This window comes from Azospirillum sp. TSH64 (genome assembly GCF_003116035.1).
In the GTDB taxonomy this organism is placed as follows: domain Bacteria; phylum Pseudomonadota; class Alphaproteobacteria; order Azospirillales; family Azospirillaceae; genus Azospirillum.
On the sequence record NZ_LGQW01000015.1, the window covers coordinates 1,823,506 to 1,840,566 of the forward strand.

17 protein-coding genes are annotated in these 17,061 nt (G+C 67.8%); 7 read left to right on the top strand and 10 right to left on the bottom strand.

Annotation, left to right across the window (positions count from 1 at the left end; translation table 11 throughout):
• Positions 1-4 precede the first annotated feature (4 nt).
• Positions 5-370: a hypothetical protein gene (locus TSH64_RS09895; protein WP_109096593.1), complete on the bottom strand. Its 366-nt coding sequence runs from the start codon at positions 368-370 to the stop codon at positions 5-7.
• 259 nt (positions 371-629) lie between these two features.
• On the opposite strand from TSH64_RS09895, the gene TSH64_RS09900 reads away from it, so the two are divergent.
• Positions 630-1,847 (top strand): DUF3095 family protein, encoded by a 1,218-nt coding sequence (locus tag TSH64_RS09900; RefSeq protein ID WP_109096594.1) that lies wholly within the window; start codon positions 630-632, stop codon positions 1,845-1,847.
• Positions 1,848-1,856: 9 nt separating this feature from the next.
• On the opposite strand, the gene TSH64_RS09905 is transcribed toward TSH64_RS09900, so the two are convergent.
• Positions 1,857-2,567, bottom strand: coding sequence for a hypothetical protein (locus tag TSH64_RS09905; protein WP_109096595.1), 711 nt, complete (start codon positions 2,565-2,567; stop codon positions 1,857-1,859).
• Between the two features lie 120 nt (positions 2,568-2,687).
• Positions 2,688-3,125, bottom strand: a complete 438-nt coding sequence (locus tag TSH64_RS09910) for a YccF domain-containing protein (protein WP_109096596.1) — start codon at positions 3,123-3,125, stop codon at positions 2,688-2,690.
• Positions 3,126-3,390: 265 nt separating this feature from the next.
• Between TSH64_RS09910 and TSH64_RS09915 the strand changes: the two genes are divergently transcribed.
• Both TSH64_RS09915 and TSH64_RS09920 read left to right on the top strand, forming a co-directional pair.
• The gene (locus TSH64_RS09915; protein ID WP_109096597.1) at positions 3,391-3,939 is read left to right on the top strand and encodes a hypothetical protein; all 549 of its coding nucleotides are present in this window, start codon (positions 3,391-3,393) and stop codon (positions 3,937-3,939) included.
• Between the two features lie 309 nt (positions 3,940-4,248).
• Positions 4,249-4,965, top strand: coding sequence for an alpha/beta hydrolase (locus TSH64_RS09920; protein ID WP_109096598.1), 717 nt, complete (start codon positions 4,249-4,251; stop codon positions 4,963-4,965).
• Positions 4,966-4,975: 10 nt separating this feature from the next.
• Here TSH64_RS09920 and TSH64_RS09925 read toward each other — a convergent pair whose 3' ends face one another.
• Together TSH64_RS09925 and TSH64_RS09930 are read right to left on the bottom strand one after the other, a co-directional pair.
• Positions 4,976-5,647: a response regulator transcription factor gene (locus tag TSH64_RS09925; protein WP_109096599.1), complete on the bottom strand. Its 672-nt coding sequence runs from the start codon at positions 5,645-5,647 to the stop codon at positions 4,976-4,978.
• Positions 5,648-5,973: 326 nt separating this feature from the next.
• A complete protein-coding gene (locus tag TSH64_RS09930) occupies positions 5,974-6,654 on the bottom strand; it encodes a response regulator transcription factor (protein ID WP_109096600.1) in 681 nt (226 codons plus the stop codon).
• Between the two features lie 524 nt (positions 6,655-7,178).
• Here TSH64_RS09930 and TSH64_RS35820 point away from each other — a divergent pair.
• Positions 7,179-7,352: a hypothetical protein gene (locus tag TSH64_RS35820; protein WP_199237518.1), complete on the top strand. Its 174-nt coding sequence runs from the start codon at positions 7,179-7,181 to the stop codon at positions 7,350-7,352.
• Positions 7,353-7,441: 89 nt separating this feature from the next.
• Here TSH64_RS35820 and TSH64_RS09935 read toward each other — a convergent pair whose 3' ends face one another.
• The 3 genes from TSH64_RS09935 to hflK form a co-directional block, all read right to left on the bottom strand.
• Positions 7,442-9,091 (bottom strand): DegQ family serine endoprotease, encoded by a 1,650-nt coding sequence (locus TSH64_RS09935; protein ID WP_247872838.1) that lies wholly within the window; start codon positions 9,089-9,091, stop codon positions 7,442-7,444.
• Between the two features lie 200 nt (positions 9,092-9,291).
• A complete protein-coding gene (hflC, locus tag TSH64_RS09940) occupies positions 9,292-10,233 on the bottom strand; it encodes a protease modulator HflC (RefSeq protein WP_109096601.1) in 942 nt (313 codons plus the stop codon).
• Positions 10,234-10,246: 13 nt separating this feature from the next.
• Positions 10,247-11,500 (bottom strand): FtsH protease activity modulator HflK, encoded by a 1,254-nt coding sequence (gene hflK / locus TSH64_RS09945; protein WP_109096602.1) that lies wholly within the window; start codon positions 11,498-11,500, stop codon positions 10,247-10,249.
• A gap of 173 nt (positions 11,501-11,673) precedes the next feature.
• Here hflK and apbC point away from each other — a divergent pair, with 173 nt between their 5' ends.
• Positions 11,674-12,846 (top strand): iron-sulfur cluster carrier protein ApbC, encoded by a 1,173-nt coding sequence (apbC, locus tag TSH64_RS09950; RefSeq protein WP_109096603.1) that lies wholly within the window; start codon positions 11,674-11,676, stop codon positions 12,844-12,846.
• 39 nt (positions 12,847-12,885) lie between these two features.
• On the opposite strand, the gene TSH64_RS09955 is transcribed toward apbC, so the two are convergent.
• Both TSH64_RS09955 and TSH64_RS09960 read right to left on the bottom strand, forming a co-directional pair.
• The gene (locus TSH64_RS09955; RefSeq protein WP_109096604.1) at positions 12,886-14,136 is read right to left on the bottom strand and encodes an Hsp70 family protein; all 1,251 of its coding nucleotides are present in this window, start codon (positions 14,134-14,136) and stop codon (positions 12,886-12,888) included.
• 107 nt (positions 14,137-14,243) lie between these two features.
• A complete protein-coding gene (locus TSH64_RS09960) occupies positions 14,244-15,284 on the bottom strand; it encodes an SDR family oxidoreductase (RefSeq protein ID WP_109096605.1) in 1,041 nt (346 codons plus the stop codon).
• 206 nt (positions 15,285-15,490) lie between these two features.
• Between TSH64_RS09960 and TSH64_RS09965 the strand changes: the two genes are divergently transcribed.
• Both TSH64_RS09965 and TSH64_RS09970 read left to right on the top strand, forming a co-directional pair.
• Complete coding sequence (locus tag TSH64_RS09965; RefSeq protein WP_109096606.1) at positions 15,491-15,733, top strand: sulfurtransferase TusA family protein; 243 nt, start codon at positions 15,491-15,493, stop codon at positions 15,731-15,733.
• 48 nt (positions 15,734-15,781) lie between these two features.
• Positions 15,782-17,032 carry a DUF2478 domain-containing protein gene (locus tag TSH64_RS09970; protein ID WP_109096607.1) on the top strand — a complete coding sequence of 417 codons (1,251 nt, stop codon included), beginning with the start codon at positions 15,782-15,784 and terminating at the stop codon, positions 17,030-17,032.
• The last annotated feature ends 29 nt before the right edge of the window (positions 17,033-17,061 follow it).

Genomic DNA, 17,061 nt, shown 5'->3' on the forward strand with positions numbered 1-17,061 from the left:
TGCGTTACAGACCCTTCAGGGCCTTCATGTAGTCGACCAGCTTGCGCTCGTAGAAGGGCTGCGGCGGCTGGTAGCGGGCGACGAGGCCGGCCTCCTCGGTCAGCTTCACCACGAGGCCCATGCAGGACACGTCCACCGGATCGCCGCCGATGTCGAACTGCAGGCGGAAATCGAACTTCTGCTTGGCGATCAGGTCGCCGTCATAGGGACGGATGCGGAAGGAGCCGATGACGAACTCCTCCGGCACATATTCATGGTGATCGATGACGATCTTCGGCGGGGTGGAGGGGCGCTCCCTGCGCGGTTCGGCTGCGGACTTCGCGCCGCCCGGCTCTTTGTTGCCTCCAGAGAATTTCGACAGCCAAGACATGAAGAGCGACGTCCTCTTGTTCCGAAACCCTGAAACCATACCGACATATTCAGACAGTTTTGGGGGCACATCGTTTAACAACGGTTAATGACGTAAGCATTCGTTACGGCCCGGTAATTTTCCTGCCTGCACTGCGCATTGGCGATGCCCGCTTCCCCGATGGGGCCGTGACTTTCGGGGTTCCCCCTTGCTGCCGCTTCGTCCGCGGTCATGCTATGCTTCGACCTCGTCAAGTTGCCGCCTGTTGGGGGGAACCGCCATGCAATTGTTGCCGGTGATTCGCGATTTCGCCGCGGAGGCGTCGGATCCTGGGCGTTACGCCGCGCTCGACGGGGGGTGGTCGCTGGCGGTTGCCGACGTCACCGGCAGCACGCAGCTTGCCGAGCAGGGACGCCATCGCGACGTGAATTTCGTCGCCGCCGGGGTGGTCGCGGTGCTGTCCGACGCGGTGCGCATCGGGCAGGAGCCGGCCGCCTGCCAGTTCGGTGGCGACGGCGCCATCGCCGCGGTGCCGCCGGGGCGGGAGGATGGGGCGCGGGCGGCGCTGTCGGCACTCGCCCACTGGTCGGCGGAGGTGATGGACGTGCCGCTGCGCGTCGGGCTGGTGCCGGTGCAGGCGCTGCTCGACCAGGGGCTGGAGGTGATGGCGGCGCTGCACGATGTCGGCAACGGCAACAGTTTCGGCCTGTTCCTCGGTGCCGGGGTGGTGGCGGCCGATGCCTGGGTGAAGGAGGATGCGCGCTGGCGCCTGCCGCCGCAGCAGGGTCCGTTGCCCGGGCTGGAGTCGGTCTCCTGCCGCTGGAACCCGGTGCCGCCGCGGCGCGGAACCGTGCTGTGCGTGATCGTCGATGCGGTCGATCCGGGAGCCGCGGGGCTGCTGGAGCTTGCCCGCGTCCAGAGCGCCATCGAGGCCATCGTGCCCACCGTCGGGGCTGCACCGCTGGGGGTTGGGGAACGGCTGGAGGCGCGCTGGCCGCCGGACTGGCGCTCCCTGCTGATGGAGGCGCGCGGCGGCCGGTCCGGCGCCGGTCTTGGGCCAAGTCTGGGCACGCGCGTCCGGCGGGTGGGCACGGCGTTGGCCGGGTCGGGACTGCTGGTCCTGCTGCTTAGGCTGGGCCTGTCGCTGGGCAATTTCGATCCGCAGCGCTACCGCCGCCACATGGCGGAGCGCACCGATTTCCGCAAATCGGCCGGCGGGCCGCGGCTGGTGCTGGACGTGACGGAGGGGGAGGCCGACGCCATCGAGACGCTGCTGGCCCAGGCGGCGCAGGCCGGCTCGATCCGTTACGGCACCGCGCGGGCCGATGCGACCACCGTCACCTGTCTGGTCGGCGACGTGACGGCCGACCGTCATGTGCATTTCGTCGATGGGGCCGGGCTGGGCTTCTGGCGCGCCTCGGTCATGCTGAAGGCGATGAAGGCGCGGGAAAAGGCGGGGCAGGCGACGGAACCGGAGCCCGCCGCCGCCCTGTCGTGACCGAGCCGGTCAGGCGGTGATGTCGACGCCCTGCGAACCGCGCGGCGTCAGGCTGGCGAACAGGCTCTGCGCGCCGGAGATATCGCCGGAACCGAGCGAACTGCTCAGGCTGGCGAGATTCTTCTTGAGCGTGCCCAGGAAGTCGGTGGAGCCGCTGTCGTCGTCTCCGCTGTCGCTGTCGGAGGCGCTCTTCAGCATATCCGACAGAGCCGACAGCGAGTCCTGGGCGCCCGACACGTCGCCGGACTGCAAGGACTGGGCGAGGCTGCCGACGGTGCTGCGCAGCTCGTCAGATCCGCCCTCGCCGCCCGGCGGCGGACCGTTCGGCGGCGGGCCGCCCGCTCCGCCGGGACCTCCGCCTGGACCGCCGGCACCATCCGGACCGCCGCTGGGCGGGCCGTTCTTGGACATCGCCTGCTGGACCTGGCCGATGTCGCCGCTCTTCAGCGCCTCTCCCACGCTGGACAGCAGCTTCGACAGCGGGTCCTTTCCGGTGCTGGCACTGGTGGTTGATGACCCGCTGCTCGACCCGCTGCTGCCGCCCTGCTTGTCGGACTGCAGCTTCGACAGGGAGTCGTAGGCGGACTGGACGGCGGTCATGTCGCCGGACTCCACCGCCTTCTTCAAGCTGTCGATGCCCTCGCGGATCTCTTTACCCGGCCCTTGGGGCCGCTGATAGGTCTGGCCGACGGCCGACGCACTCACCATGGATACCGACATGGCACTCTCCAACGGATAGCCTCACAAGAGGCAGTACGGGAGAGGCGTGGGACTCCTGCGCACCGGAATGCGGGGGCCGTGCGGTTTCGATAAAATTGTCGGAAATGCCTCAGTCGGGGATCAGATGCGGCCGGTCACCCGCCGTTCGACGCCATCCGACGGCACAATCTCGGTTCCGACCGGCCACAGCGCCAACAGCGCAAGCTTCAGATGCGCCCAGGCGAAGGGCAGGCCGATGATGGTGATGGCAAGCCCCACCGCCGCGACCAGATGGCCGAGCGCCAGCCACCAGCCGGCCAGCACGAACCACACGATGTTGCCGATGAAGCCGAGCGCGCCGGTGCCCATGTCTTCGCGCCCGCGGAACTCATCCCGGCGCACGGCGGTTTGTCCAAAGGGAAGCAGGGTGTAATGGGCGATGGTCAGGGCGGACCGGGCCCAGGGCAGGCCGATGATGGACAAGGCCATCAAAACCGCGGCCAGCACCCAGCCGAGCGCCATCCAGATGCCGCCCGTGACCAGCCAGAGCAGATTGAGGAGAAGACTGAGCAGAGGCATGACAGGAACCCTCCCTTTCGCCGCAGATGTGGGGATGCTCATACGGTGCGCCTAGAGGTGGGCCGGACAGATATCGGCAGATGCGAAGATGGGGCACCCCGTCCGGCGGCGCGAAAGAGGGGGAGCCTCATGCCATCCATGCCTTGAACCGGATCCGTACGGTCCACAGATCCGAATCAGGCATCATGACGACGCATCCGGACGGGCCCATTGCCGGCAGCACCGCCGGCGGGCCGCCTTCCGGATCACACGGATCGGAGGCCGCATGAACGAGGCTTTGAACACCGACACCGGCGCCGACGCGCCGAACATGCCGGCCGAGGGCGAATCGCTCTCGCCGGTGGTCGCCGCCATCCTCGGCACCGCCGTCGCGGCTGCGGCCAAGCGCGGCGGCAATGGCGACGTGGTCCGCGGACTGATCGCGGGTCTGCGCATCCTGCGCGCTACCGTCGAGGAAGAGGCCGGCTACACCATGGCCGCCGCCGTCGACAACGCCATCCGCACCCGCCTGCTGGCCGACAACCTGTCGCGCCTGCGCGTCAGCGGAGAAAAGCCGAAGGCTGTCCCGCTGCCGGATCCCGGACCGGGCGCCAGCGCCGCCGCCGCCATTTTCGAGAGCGCGGCGGAATCCTGCCTGACCGTCAACGCCCATGCGGAGGACAACGGGCCGCTGGAGACCGCAGTCTTCGCCTTCACCGCACAGTTGCTGCAACAGCTGGGTGGAGCGCCGGAATGGCGCAGCCTGGTCGGCGAACTGCGCCGCCCCCTGGCGGTCGCCCCCGACCCCGAAGGCGAGGAGGTGACGCTGCACTGACCGGACGCCGTACCGGTTGACTCGGCCAGTGGTTGGGCCAGTGGTCGGACCGGTGATGGGCCGGTGATCGGCAGGCCGACCGCCTGTGATCGAAAGCGGACGGCAGCCGGTCGGCAAGTCATGGAATTTGCTTTGCTTTTGTCGTGTTTCGATGGTGGCTGAAACCTTTTGCGGGCAGGGTGGGGTTTTGGCCCCTTTTCAGGGTTTTGCCCGATTTATCGAACGGGACGACTTCGGTTCGGCATCGTTACGGTTGGGTTCGGCGGTGGGACGGTCCCATCGCGGAACGCCACCATCGGGGATCCGACCGTGTTCTTTCACACCCAGCCTTCCACCGTCCGTGCCGGACGGGCTGACACCGCCCGCTGTCCGGTGAACGGTCTGACCGCGGACGGGGTGGGTGCTGCATGGATCGGCGACCGCACGGCCGACCGTGCCGGCGATCCATCCGGGCGGCGGGTGATCTTCCTTCATCCCGGCAAGGGGGCGTGGTGGCGCCTGCTGGACAATGTTCCGGCGGGGCAGGAATGGCTGACCGTGCCGGCTGCCGCCGGAGCGGCGATGCTCTCGCCGGTGCTGGGCCCGCTGCTGGTGGAGCGTGGCGGGCGCCGGCCGGTTCTGGTCGCCGGTGCGGTGACGGCGCCGCTCGCCATCGCCGCGGCGCTGGATTTCCCGGAACAGGTCGGCGGCGTGATGATCGTCGACGATGTCGGCGCCGAATCGCCGATGCGGCGGCGCTGGAACGCGCTCGCCGCCTGTTTCGGCCGGCCGTTGCCGACGATGCCGACGGGTGATCTCGGGGACCTCGAATCCGAACTGCCGGCGGTGCGGGTGCCGGTGACCCTGATGCAGGGCAGCGACCCGGCCGGGCTGTTCACACGGCTCGAAAGCGGGCTGACGGGGTGCCGCACCCTGACGGTCGTCGCCGTGTCCGACGCCGCCGCCATCCGCCCGCGCACCCATGCGGCCGAACTGCGCGGCGCCCTGCTGGCGCTGGTCTCCGCCGTGGAGCGGGCGCAGCGGTAGGGCGGGGGCCTTACAGGCTCTGCGCGGTCAGCGCGGCCTGGGTGCGGTTGCGGACGCCGAGATGCCGCAGGATGGCGGTGACATGGACCTTCACCGTGCCTTCGGTCAGCCCCAGCTCATGGGCGATCTGCTTGTTCGACTTGCCGTCGCGCAGCCGGGCGAGGACGTCGCGCTGACGCGGCGTCAACTGGTCGCCGTTGGCATTGCCCATCCCGGCATTGTCGTCCATCGCCTCGCCGGAACCGTGCCCGCCATAGCCGCCATGCGTCTGCTCGACACGGTCGGCGCCGCGGATGGCCTGTTCGGGAAGATAGATTCCGCCTGCGAGCACCAGTTGCAAGGCGCCCAGCAGGACCTTGGCGCTGGAGGATTTCGGGATATAGCCGGCAGCGCCGTTTTCCAGGGCCGCCAGCAGGTCGGACCGCTTTTCCGACCCCGACACCACCACCAGAAGCGCCTTCGGCAGGTTGACATGGATGTCGCCGAGGGCCGAGAAGCCGGTCCAGCCGGGCATCCCCAGATCGAGCAGGATCAGGTCGAACGGTCTGGTGCCGTCGCAGAGTGCCCGCACCTCGTCATAGGTGCTCGCCTCGAAAAACGTCATGTCGGCGTCGAATTGCGCCAGGAGTCGGCGCAGACCGTCTCGGAACAGCAGGTGATCGTCGGCGATCAGCACGTTCATCGCGGGCATTTCCAGAAGGTTGCGGCAATCTCACGCCGGGAATGGCGTCATCGGCCCGCAGTTCACATAAGCACGTCCATTCTCACGCTGTAGTTCGCTTTTGGTCTTAGACCGCTTCCTCTATGCCTGCCGTCTTCGCCGGCCATGGGTCTCTGGGCTTTGCCGCGTGTTGCCCGGACGGTCTGCAGAAACGGAAGCGTGCTGCAAAAGGCGACGTCCCGCTCCGCCGGCCGCCTGCCCCGGATGGAAGGGGCGGACGGCCGGGACGGAAGGCGGGCGGGGCCTTTCGGCAGAGCGGTATGCCGATCCGTCGGATCGGGCGGCAATCAGACGGTGGCGGCGACGCCGGCTTCCGCGGCCTGGTCGCCGATGCCGTTGTTCAGCGCCCAGATGGCGGCCTGGGTGCGGTTGGAGGCGTTGATCTTGCGCAGCAGGCTCTTCAGGTGAACCTTCACGGTGGCTTCCGTGATGTTCAGATGATTGGCAATCATCTTGTTGCTGTCGCCGTTGAGCAGGCAGCGCAGGATCTGCACTTCGCGCTGCGACAGGCCCTTGCGCGACACCGGCATCTCGGTGCCGTTGCCGTTGACGCGCCCGGAGATCAGCAGAGCCGCCAGATGGGTCGGGAACACCTTCTCGCCCATCATCACCAGCTTCAGCGACTGGGCCAGTGCGTCGGACGACAGATCCTTCATCAGATAGCCGTCGGCACCGGCTTCCAGCGCGTTCGCCAGACGGCGGGTGCACAGGTCGCTGGTCAGAATGACCAGCCGGGTTTCCGGCAGCAGGGCGCGCAGGCGGCGCATGCCGTCGGCTTCCTCGTCGCCGCCATTCTGCAGGTCAAGAAGGACCAGCTGGGGCCGAATGCCGTTCTCAACCGAACCCAGCGCCTCCCGCAGGTTTCCCGCCTCGGCGACGATCTGGAAGGGCGAATCGTCGAGCAGGCGCTTCAGCCCCTCGCGAAACAGCTTGTTCGAGTCGATAAGAAAAGCGCGCACTGAGTCCATCGTCCGCTCCCGCAATTTTGGTCGATCGTCATGACGTCGTGGCCAGGGTGAAGGCCGTTGTACAGAGGAAGGTCCCGACGCATTGGCGATTCGGCGATTACCCCTCGATAGCTTCGGCAGGCCGTTATTTAGGGGGAGGTTACCCCCGTGTCGTGTCCTACGGTACCACTCTCCGGAGTTAAAAGAAGAACGCATTGGGCATATGCGCAAAGCCTCTCCAAGATTTCCGGATCCAAAGATATCACAGCAGCGAACATTGTTATGCGCAAAGGAATTAACTGTTTTGTTAACCACCACTTATTTGCGTATGAGCGTATCTCCTAAGCAATCAATGCCGCAAAATTCTCACACCGGGTTGCTCCGCTCTCTGCCGAGAGGATGACGCCAACAGATACCCCGGATGGAGCATCCGTACTTTCGGCATAGAAGATGCCGCCGCCATCGTCGTAGCCTTGACCCTGCCCGGTCGCGCATGTGCATTTCCGCCGGCTTCCGCCACCCGGCGGAGAGAGGATGAGGACAGGATGGGCTGGCAGATCATCGCCGCCGCCATGGCGGGCTATCTGGTGCTGCTGGGACGCAGTGCCTGGAAACAGGGCGAGTTCCGCCAGTACCTGCGCAGCCTCGCCATCGTCGCCACCCTGTGCGCCCTGCTCGCCAGCGCCGTCGCCCTGGCGATGCTGCTGGACGGAGCATAGGGCACATCGCCAGCCCCTTCTCCGACGGTCCACAAACGAAAAGGGCGCCGGCGGTTTCCCGCCGGCGCCCTTTTGTTGCCCGCAGCCGATCAGCTAAGCGGGATCGCCACGAAGCGCAGGTCGCCCTTTCGGTCGACCAGCAGCAGCACCGACTTCTTGCTCTGCTCCTTGGCCTTCTGGACCTTGGCGGTCACGTCCTCGGGCTTGCGGACCTCTTCCTGGCCGACCTCGATGATGACGTCGCCGGCGCGCAGACCCTTTTCCGCCGCGGTGGAGTTGCCCGCCACGTCGGTGATGACCACGCCCTTCATGTCGGGCTTGATCTCGTACTGCTGGCGCAGCTCCGGGGTGATGGCGGTCAGCTTCATGCCGAGGGATTCGGTCGGCTTCTGGGCCGGGGCCTTGTCCTTCGGCTGCTGCTTCTCGTCCGGACCGGCGGCGAGCAGACCCTGCTCCTCCGCGGCCTCAAGCTCGCCGACCTTGACCTGGACGGTCTGCGACTTGCCCTTGCGCCAGACTTCGACCGGAACGGCCTTGTCGATGGAGGTTTCGGCGACGACGCGCGGCAGGCGGCGCATCTCGTCGATTTCACGGCCGTCGAACTTGGTCACGACGTCGCCGGCCTGGATGCCGCCCTTGGCGGCCGGGCCGTCGGGGGTGACGGAGGCGACCAGAGCGCCCTTGTGGCCGGGCAGGCCCAGGCTTTCGGCGATCTCCGGCGTGACCGCCTGGATGCGCACACCCAGCCAGCCGCGGCGGGTCTTGCCGTAATCCTTCAGCTGCGCCACTACCTGCTTGGCGAGGTTGGACGGAATGGCGAAGCCGATGCCGACCGACCCGCCCGACGGCGAGAAGATGGCGGTGTTGATGCCGATGACCTCGCCGTTCAGGTTGAACATCGGGCCGCCGGAATTGCCGCGGTTGATCGAGGCGTCGGTCTGGAGAAAGTCGTCGTACGGGCCGGCGTCGATGTTGCGCTGGCGCGCCGAGATGATGCCGGCGGTGACCGACCCGCCCAGGCCGAACGGGTTGCCGATGGCCAGCACCCAGTCGCCGACGCGCATGGCGTCGCTGTCGCCGAAGGGAACGGCGACCAGCGGATGGCTGGTCTTGATCTTCAGCAGGGCGAGATCGGTCTTGCTGTCCTTGCCGACCAGTTCCGCCTTGATGTTGGTGTCGTCCTGCAGGATGACGGTGATCTCGTCGGCGTCCTGAACGACGTGGTTGTTGGTGACCACATAGCCGTTCTTGGCGTCGATGATGAAGCCGGAACCGAGCGACGTCGCCTTGCGCTGCGGCTGGTCCTGCTGCTGCTGGCGGTCGAAGAAGTCCTTGAAGAAATCCTCGAAGGGCGAGCCCGGCGGGAACTGCGGAATCTCCGGCCGCTGGCCCTGCGGACGCTGCGGCGCGTTCTGGCTGGTGGAGATGTTGACGACCGCCGGCAGCAGCTTTTCCGCCAGATCGGCGAAGCTGCCCGGCGCATTGCGGTTCGGCGTTGCAGCTTGAGCCTGGGCCGGAGCGGCAGCGATGCCGCCCATCACGGCGCCGCCGGCCATGACCGACGTCATGCCCCAGACGATGGCTGCGACCAGCGGCCGGACGCCCGCCTTGCGAGGCCGGGCCTCGGCCACGGCGCCGCGCGTGGCGGGTTCGAAGTTGGGTATGCGAATCAACGTGCTCTCCCTACCAGACGTCCGGCCGATTCCATGGACGGGAGCGGCCGCCCAGTTCTGGGCCATATATGTGTTGGGCCAAGAGTATGGCCGCAAGATGGCGTGCCGGTCCAGTCGGCACCAGTGGAAAACTTAAGGCCTGAGTTTTCTTTTGAACTCTTGCTGCGGACCGTCGGTCCAGTGGCTCGCCCGGCCCGACAGCACTGCGGCCGGACCGGGGGAAACCCCGGTCCGGCCGCAAGCCGTTTCGACCCTCTCGCGCGGCGTTACTGCGCCGGAGCGGCCGGAGCGGGGGCCGGAGCCGGTGCGGGAGCGGAAGCAGGTGCCGGGGCACCACCGCCGACCTGCGGGCCGGCGCCGTTGAAGTAACGGAAGAATTCGCCGGTCGGCGACAGCACCATGGTGGTGTCGTTGCCGTTCAGCGACTTCCGATAGGCTTCGAGCGACCGGTAGAAGCCGTAGAAGGCGGGGTCCTGCGAGGTCGCCTCGGCGATCAGCTTCAATGCGCTGTTGTCGCCTTCACCGCGCAGGATCTGCGCATCGCGCTGGGCCTCGGCGATGATGACCGTGCGTTCGCGTTCGGCGCGCGACTTGATCTGCTGCGACTGTTCCTGGCCCTGGGCGCGGGCCTCGGACGCTTCGCGTTCGCGTTCGGAGCGCATGCGGGCGAAGATCGACTGGCTCGTCTCTTCCGGCAGATCGGCGCGGCGGATGCGGACATCGACGATCTCGATGCCGAAGCGCTTGGCCTCGTCGTTCACCTGTCCCTTGATGTCCGTCATGATGCGGGCACGCTCGTCCGACAGGACGGCCAGCACCGTGACGTTGCCGAGCACGCGGCGCAAGGCGGAGTTGACGATGGAGTTCAGGCGGGTTTCTGCCACCGCCTCGGTCCCGGCGGTCTGGTAGAAGCGCAGCGGATCGTGGATGCGGTAGCGGGCGAAGGCATCGACATCCAGGCGCTTCTGGTCGGCCAGGATGACCTGCTCCACCGGCGGGTCGAGGTCGAGGACGCGGCGGTCGAGCAGCCGGACCTCCTGGATGAAGGGGATCTTGATCTTAAGGCCCGGATCCTGGATCACCCGGCGCGGCTCGCCGAACTGCAGGACGAGCGCCTGCTGGGCCTCGTTGACGGTGAACAGGGCGGACGACGCGACGACGCCGAGGGCGACGATGGCGATACCGGCGATGGCGAGGGTGCGTTTCATGATGCGATCCTCCTCACTGGCCGGACATTGACGGATTCTGGGGCAGCGCGGACAGCGGCTGCGTCTGCGTGCCGGAGCGCGCCCCCCCCTGGCTGCCGCTCTGGCTGGACGGGGCCTGGCGCGGCGCCTGCTGCTGCGGAGCCGGCGTGGCGTTCGGGGCCAACTGGTTCAGCGGCAGGTAGGGCACGACGTTCTGCGCCGAACCCTCGATGATGATCTTGTTCCGGCCGCGGAAGATCTCCTCCATGGTCTCCAGATACATGCGCTTGGAGGTGACGTCCTTGCTCAGCGCATAGGCCTCGTAAACCTTGCGGAAGCGGTCGGCGTCGCCCTGCGCCAGGCTGACAACCTGCTCGCGGTAGGCCGATGCCTCCTGCACCAGCCGCTCCGCCTCGCCGCGGGCGCGCGGGATGATGTCGTTGCGGTAGGCTTCCGCCTCGTTGCGGGCGCGTTCGCGGTCGGCACGGGCACGCTGCACGTCGTTGAACGCGTCGATGACCGGCTGCGGCGGGTCGGCCTTCTGCAACTGTACCTGGGTGATCTCGATGCCGGCCTGATACTCGTCCAGCATGGTCTGGAGAAGCTGGCGGGTCGAGGTTTCGATCTGCTGGCGGGCCTCGGTCAAAGCGGGCTGCAGGTCGGTGCGGCCGATGACTTCGCGCATGGCGCTCTCGGCGGCCTTCTTCACCGTCACTTCCGGCTCGCGGATCTTGAACAGGAAGTTGCCGGCGTCCTTGATGACCCAGAACACCGTGAAGTCGATGTCGACGATGTTCTCGTCGCCGGTCAGCATCAGTGACTCGTCCGGCACGTCGCGGTCGTTGCGGCCGCCGCCGACGGAGGACCGGTAACCGACCTCGATGCGGTTGACGCGCGTCACCTTGGGCAGCAGCACCGTCTCGATCGGTGACGGCAGGCGATAGCGCAGGCCGGGCTGTTCGGTGCGGGTCCACTCGCCGAAGCGCATGACCACGCCCTGCTCGTCCGCCTCGACGCGGTAGATGCCGCTGGCGAGCCAGATCAGGCCGAGCACGCCGGCGACCAGCGCCACGCCGCGGCCGCTGCCGAAGCCGCCGGGCATGGCGCGCCGCAGGCGGTCCTGGCTCCGCCGCAGAAGATCCTCAAGGTCGGGAGGCTGCGGGCCACCGCCACCGCCGCCATTTCCTCCGCCCTGGGGACGGCCCCACGGGTTGCCCGGGCCATTGTTGCCCGGCGGGGGACCCCAGGGGCCGCCACCTCCGCCCCCACCTTGATTGTTCCACGGCATCCGACTCTGTCCCCCTTCTGCGATTCGTCCCATCATGTGGAAGCGCAATGGCTTAAGGCCCGCGCATCCCTTTACCGATCTCGTCCGTCGGTCCTATAGTCCCCCATACCCTTCGGCAAGGATTCCACCAACGGATATCCGCCAATATCGGGAAGACAGCGGAGTTTTCAACCATGGCGCAGATCAGCGAAGCTCAAGTCATGCAGGCGCTGAAGACCGTCATCGACCCGGACCGGGGCGGCGACATCGTCAGTTTGGGCATGTTGTCGGGCCTCGTGGTGCGCGACGGGCATGTCGCTTTTTCCATCGAAGTGGACCCCAAGCGCGGCGCGCAGGCCGAGCCCCTGCGCCATGCCGCCGAGAAAGCGGTCGATGCTTTGCCCGGCGTCCTTTCGGTCACCGCGGTACTGACCGCCCATCGCGCGGCACCGCAGGGTGCGGCACAGAGCCACACGCATTCGCATGGTGGGCAGCACGGCCACTCCCATGGTCATTCCCATGGAGGGGCACCGCAGGGTGCCCCGCAGAACGATCCGCAGAAGCCGCTGGTCCCCGGCGTGAAGGCCATCGTCGCGGTGGCGTCCGGCAAGGGCGGCGTCGGCAAATCGACCACCTCGGCCAATCTGGCGCTGGCGCTGGCGGCGAACGGGCTGAACGTCGGCCTGCTCGACGCTGACATCTACGGCCCGTCGATGCCGCGCATGATGGGCATTGCCGGCCGGCCGAACAGCCCCGACGGCAAGCGGCTGGAGCCGATGGAGAATTTCGGCATCAAGGTGATGTCCATGGGCTTCCTGGTCGCCGAGGACACGCCGATGATCTGGCGCGGGCCGATGGTGATGAGCGCGTTGCAGCAGATGCTGCGCGACGTGAACTGGGGCACGCTCGACGTACTGGTGGTGGACATGCCGCCGGGCACCGGCGATGCCCAACTGACCATGGCCCAGCAGGTTCCGCTGGCGGGTGCGGTGATCGTCTCCACCCCGCAGGACATAGCCTTGCTGGACGCCCGCAAGGGGCTGAACATGTTCCGCCGCGTCGATGTCCCCGTGCTGGGCATCATCGAGAACATGAGCTATTTCTGCTGCCCCAACTGCGGCCACCGCACCGACATCTTCAGCCACGGCGGCGCCCGCAAGGAAGCCGACGATCTGGGCATGGAGTTCCTCGGCGAAATCCCGCTTCACCTGTCGATCCGCGAGACCTCCGACCAGGGCCAGCCCATCGTGGTGTCGCAGCCGGACTCCGAGCATGCCCAGGCCTATCGCCGGATCGCGACGCGCCTGTGGGAGAAGATCGGCGGCGGCACCGGCGGCCGCGCCGCTCCGCGCATCGTCGTGCAGTGACCGGTCAGGGGTGGGAGGCCATCTCCCACCCCGTCCCGTTCATCCGTAGCGCCGCAACGCCTCCACCGTCAGCCCCAAGCCGACAGAGCCGAAGATGTTGCCCTCCACCACCCGTGCCCCCGGCGCCTCGGCCAGGATCGCCGCGCGCACCTGGGGCAGAAGCGTGGAGCCGCCGGTCAGAAACACCGCGTCGATGCGGTCGGCGGTCACGCCCGCGTCGGCCAGACAGTCGCGGATGCGCGTGCCGATGCGCGCCGCCAACGAGCCGGTGGCGCGGTTCAGCGCCGTACGGTCCACTGCCAGCGACAGATCGCCGTCGCCCCAATCCAGCGCCAGCTGCGTCGCCTCATGGTCGGACAGGGCGATCTTGGTGCGCTCCACCGCCATCGCCAACGCATGGCCCTGGCGATGTTCGACCACGCCGATCAGGCGCCCGATCTTCTCCGGCTCGGCGGAATCGCGCTGCAGGCGCTCCAGTTCGGCCATCGCCTTGGCGGTGTAAAGGAAGTTGATCTTCGACCAGGTCGCAAGGTCGAAATAGATGCTCTTCGGCGCCAGCAGCCCGGCACGCTTCATGGCGCTGCCCAGCCCCAGCTCCGGCATGGCGGTGGCGAGGCTGAGGTCGCGGTCGAAATCGGTGCCGCCGACGCGGATGCCGTCGTTGGCCAGGATGTCGCCGGCCCGGTCGGCCTTGCCGCGCCGCTCCGGACCGATGCGAACGACCGAGAAGTCGGAGGTGCCGCCGCCGATGTCGGCGATCAACGCCAGTTCCTCGCCTGCCACCTGCTGCTCGTAATCGAGGGCGGCGGCGATGGGCTCGAACTGGAAGGAGACGTTGCGGAAGCCGGCGGCCCGCGCGATCTGGCCCAGCGTCTCTTCCGCCGCGGCATCGCCGGCCGGGTCGCCATCGACGAAATGGACCGGGCGGCCGACCACGACGTCGCCCAGCTCGCCGCCCAGCGCCTCCTCCGCCCGCTTCTTCACCAGATCGAGGAAGGTGCCGATCACAGCGCGGAAGCTGATGCGGCCCTTGCGGAGTGCCGTGTCGGCATCGATCAGGTCGGTGCCGAGCATCGACTTGATCGACCGCATCAGACGCCCTTCCACACCGGACACATAGCCGTCGATGGCGGCCTGTCCGATGGTGGTGCGGTCATGTTCAAAGTCGAAGAACACCGCGGTCGGCAGGGTCGTCCGCGTACCGTCCAGCGCCAGCAGCCGGAAGCCGTCCGCATCCTGCACGCCCAGCGTCGTGTTCGAGGTGCCGAAATCGAGCCCGCACGCCGTCATGTCCCGCCTCCTGCCCGGATGACCGGTGCGGCCAGCCGCCGCACCGGAAAAGGGGCGAGCGTATAACGGCTCCCGACCGCCGGATCAAGCACCCTGCCGATCGATCGTCACATCTGGCGCATCGCCCTGCCCGCCAGAGGACGGCTGGCCAGCACCACCGGCAACAGGAACAGGGTCAGGTTGGTCCAGGAGAAGGCATGCCCCTGCCCCTCCATCCTGCCCTGGCCTCTCCCCCTGCCGCGCTCCGGCTGCCGCTCCATCCAGCCGCCGCTTGCACCCTGAAATTCCGGCATTGCCGCCAGCACGCCGCCCGCCGTGTCGGGAGCGGAGCGGTTCTGGAACATGTCGCGCTCGATGGTGTGAGCGAGCGCCCGCTCGGTCATCTGCGGCGCCATGGCGTTGCCGACGGCGGCGAGACGCCCCTCGGCGCCGACGAACAGCTCGCGCTGGGGATTGGCCGCCAGCGACAGGATGGCCGCGGCGACCTCTTCCGGCGGATGGATCGGGTTCAGCGGCTTGATTGCCCGGCCGGTGTAGTTGGCGGCATGTTGCCACAGCGGGGTGTCGATGGAGGCCGGCATGACCATGCAGACATGGATGTCGGGCTCGTCCACCAGCTCCTGCCGCAGGGATTCGGAGAAGCCGCGCACGGCGAACTTCGCCGCGGTGTAGGGGGTGGCATAGCGCTGACCGATGTTGGACACCATCGACGCGGTGTTGATGACAATGCCCTCCCCGCGGTCGAGGAAATGGGGAAGCACGGCGCGGCAGCCATGGACCATGCCGAAGAAGTCGGTGCGCACCACCTGCTCGAACACCTCGTCGGGGATGTCCTCGAAACGGCCGAAGGCGATGACGCCGGCATTGTTCACCCAGACGTCGATGCCGCCGAAGGCCTGGATGGCACGGTCGGCGAGAGCCTGCATCGCGCGCTGGTCGGTCACGTCGGTCGGCACCACCATGGCCCGGCCGCCGGCTTCGATGCACTCCTCCGCCACCTCGTGCAGGGCCGCCATCCGCCGGGCGGCCAGGATCACGGCAGCCCCCTGGCTGGCGAACTCCAGCGCGGTCGCCCGGCCGATGCCGCTGGAGGCGCCCGTGATGACAACCACCTTGTCGCTCATATCGCTGCCCGGCCGCTTCGCCATGACCGCCGTCCTTTCGTCAGAGTTTCTCGGGGCAAATTCCTTGCTGTTGCGCCGTACAACAGCGCCGGGGCCGGAAAATTTCGGACGAGGGTCCACCACAGCGCATGCGAATTCCCCGCTGCCGGTGTGGAGATGCGGAGGCGAACCGGCTACAGTCACATGTCCTTGTTAAGGATTTCGTCCTCAACCAGTGTGGAGCGGGCGCGGTGCCGGCGAGAGAGCTTGACGTGAAGGGGCTGCATTGCCCGTTGCCCATCCTGCGCACCCGCGCCCTGCTGAACGGAATGGCCGCCGGGGAGGAGCTGGTGGTCTACGCGACCGACCCGGCCTCCGTCATCGACTTCAAGCATTTCTGCAACACGACCGACAACGCGTTGCTGTCGCATGAAACCCAGCCCGACGAAATCCACAAGACGGTCTTCGTCTACCGCATCCGCCGCGGCGTCTGAGGCGTCCCTCGCCGCCCGTCCGCCGTCCCGCGAAAGGTCCATGCCCAGATGCCGCTTCCCCCCGCCATTCTGCCGCCCCTGCGTCCCGGCGCCGTCATCCATGGGCCCGGCTCCCATGGCGTCGACACGCTGCTGGACGGCTTTTCGGCGGAGCTGAAGCGGCGCGGTTTCCGCGTCGGCGGGCTGGTCCAGCGCAACCACGGGCCGGGCGACGATTGCGCCGAGCGGATGGAGCTAGTCGACGTCGCCACCGGCCACGCCTATGACATCACCCAGAAGCTGGGCCGGGAATCGCAATCCTGCCGCGTCGATCCGACCGGCGTGGCGGAGGCCAGCCAAGCGATCCGCAATGCCGTCGCGTCGGGTGTCGACCTGCTGGTGGTCAACAAGTTCGCCGGGCTGGAATCGCATGGCGACGGGCTGTCGGACGAGCTGCTGGCCGCCATCGCCGAGGGCATTCCCGTGCTGACCAGCGTCGGCAGCCGCTATCTCAACGAATGGCAGACCGCGACCGGCGGCTTCTGCGACCTGCTCTCCCCGGTGGCCGATGCGCTGTGGCGCTGGTGGGGACCGCAGCGGATGTACCAGGATCTGGTGCAGGGCGTCGCCGATGCCGACGTCCGCCGCGTCGTCACCGGCGACAAATGGGTGGTGGTGGAAACCGCCGATGGCCTCGGCGTCGCCGCAAGGCAGGCGCCGGCGGCAAAGGGCGCAGCAGCGGGCGCTGCAGAGGACAATGCGCAGCGCTGGACCGGGCGGGGCCTGCGCGACCTCGCCGCCATGGCCGCTCAGTCCTGGGATCCGCTGGAGATCGCCGTCGGCGTCGCCGCACTGAACGCGCATTACAACCGGCCAGACGTGACCGGCGTCCCCGGCAACGGGCTGGACCTGTTCGCCTCGGTCGAGGGCCGGGTCGTGGTGATCGGCGGCTTCCCGCAGCTTGCCCGCCGCCTGCCCCGAGCCAAGGTGATCGACATGAACCCGCAGGAGGGCGAATACCCCGAGGCTGCCTGCGACTGGCTGCTGCCCGGCGCCGATGCGGTGGCCATCACGGCGTCGGCCTTCGCCAACCGCACCCTGCCCCGCCTGCTGCGGGTTTCGGCGGGAGCGGAGGTGGCGATGGTCGGCCCCGGAACGCCGCTGACCCCGCGCCTGTTCGATTACGGGATCCGATCGCTGGCCGGTTTCGTCGCCATCGACCGCGAGGCGGTGGTGCGCACCATCGCCGGCGGCGGCGGTTCGCGCGATTTTCATCCCCATGGCCGGATGGTTACGCTGCACCGGCCACCCCACTCTTAACTGAGCAAGAATACCGGAGGAGTTGAGAT

Coding starts and splice junctions, on each gene's coding strand:
- TSH64_RS09895 (WP_109096593.1), bottom strand. CDS start 370: ATGTCTTGGCTGTCGAAATTCTCTGGAGGCAACAAAGAGCCGGGCGGC.
- TSH64_RS09900 (WP_109096594.1), top strand. CDS start 630: ATGCAATTGTTGCCGGTGATTCGCGATTTCGCCGCGGAGGCGTCGGAT.
- TSH64_RS09905 (WP_109096595.1), bottom strand. CDS start 2,567: ATGTCGGTATCCATGGTGAGTGCGTCGGCCGTCGGCCAGACCTATCAG.
- TSH64_RS09910 (WP_109096596.1), bottom strand. CDS start 3,125: ATGCCTCTGCTCAGTCTTCTCCTCAATCTGCTCTGGCTGGTCACGGGC.
- TSH64_RS09915 (WP_109096597.1), top strand. CDS start 3,391: ATGAACGAGGCTTTGAACACCGACACCGGCGCCGACGCGCCGAACATG.
- TSH64_RS09925 (WP_109096599.1), bottom strand. CDS start 5,647: ATGAACGTGCTGATCGCCGACGATCACCTGCTGTTCCGAGACGGTCTG.
- TSH64_RS09930 (WP_109096600.1), bottom strand. CDS start 6,654: ATGGACTCAGTGCGCGCTTTTCTTATCGACTCGAACAAGCTGTTTCGC.
- TSH64_RS35820 (WP_199237518.1), top strand. CDS start 7,179: ATGGGCTGGCAGATCATCGCCGCCGCCATGGCGGGCTATCTGGTGCTG.
- TSH64_RS09935 (WP_247872838.1), bottom strand. CDS start 9,091: ATGGCCCAGAACTGGGCGGCCGCTCCCGTCCATGGAATCGGCCGGACG.
- hflC (WP_109096601.1), bottom strand. CDS start 10,233: ATGAAACGCACCCTCGCCATCGCCGGTATCGCCATCGTCGCCCTCGGC.
- hflK (WP_109096602.1), bottom strand. CDS start 11,500: ATGCCGTGGAACAATCAAGGTGGGGGCGGAGGTGGCGGCCCCTGGGGT.
- apbC (WP_109096603.1), top strand. CDS start 11,674: ATGGCGCAGATCAGCGAAGCTCAAGTCATGCAGGCGCTGAAGACCGTC.
- TSH64_RS09955 (WP_109096604.1), bottom strand. CDS start 14,136: ATGACGGCGTGCGGGCTCGATTTCGGCACCTCGAACACGACGCTGGGC.
- TSH64_RS09960 (WP_109096605.1), bottom strand. CDS start 15,284: ATGGCGAAGCGGCCGGGCAGCGATATGAGCGACAAGGTGGTTGTCATC.
- TSH64_RS09970 (WP_109096607.1), top strand. CDS start 15,782: ATGCCGCTTCCCCCCGCCATTCTGCCGCCCCTGCGTCCCGGCGCCGTC.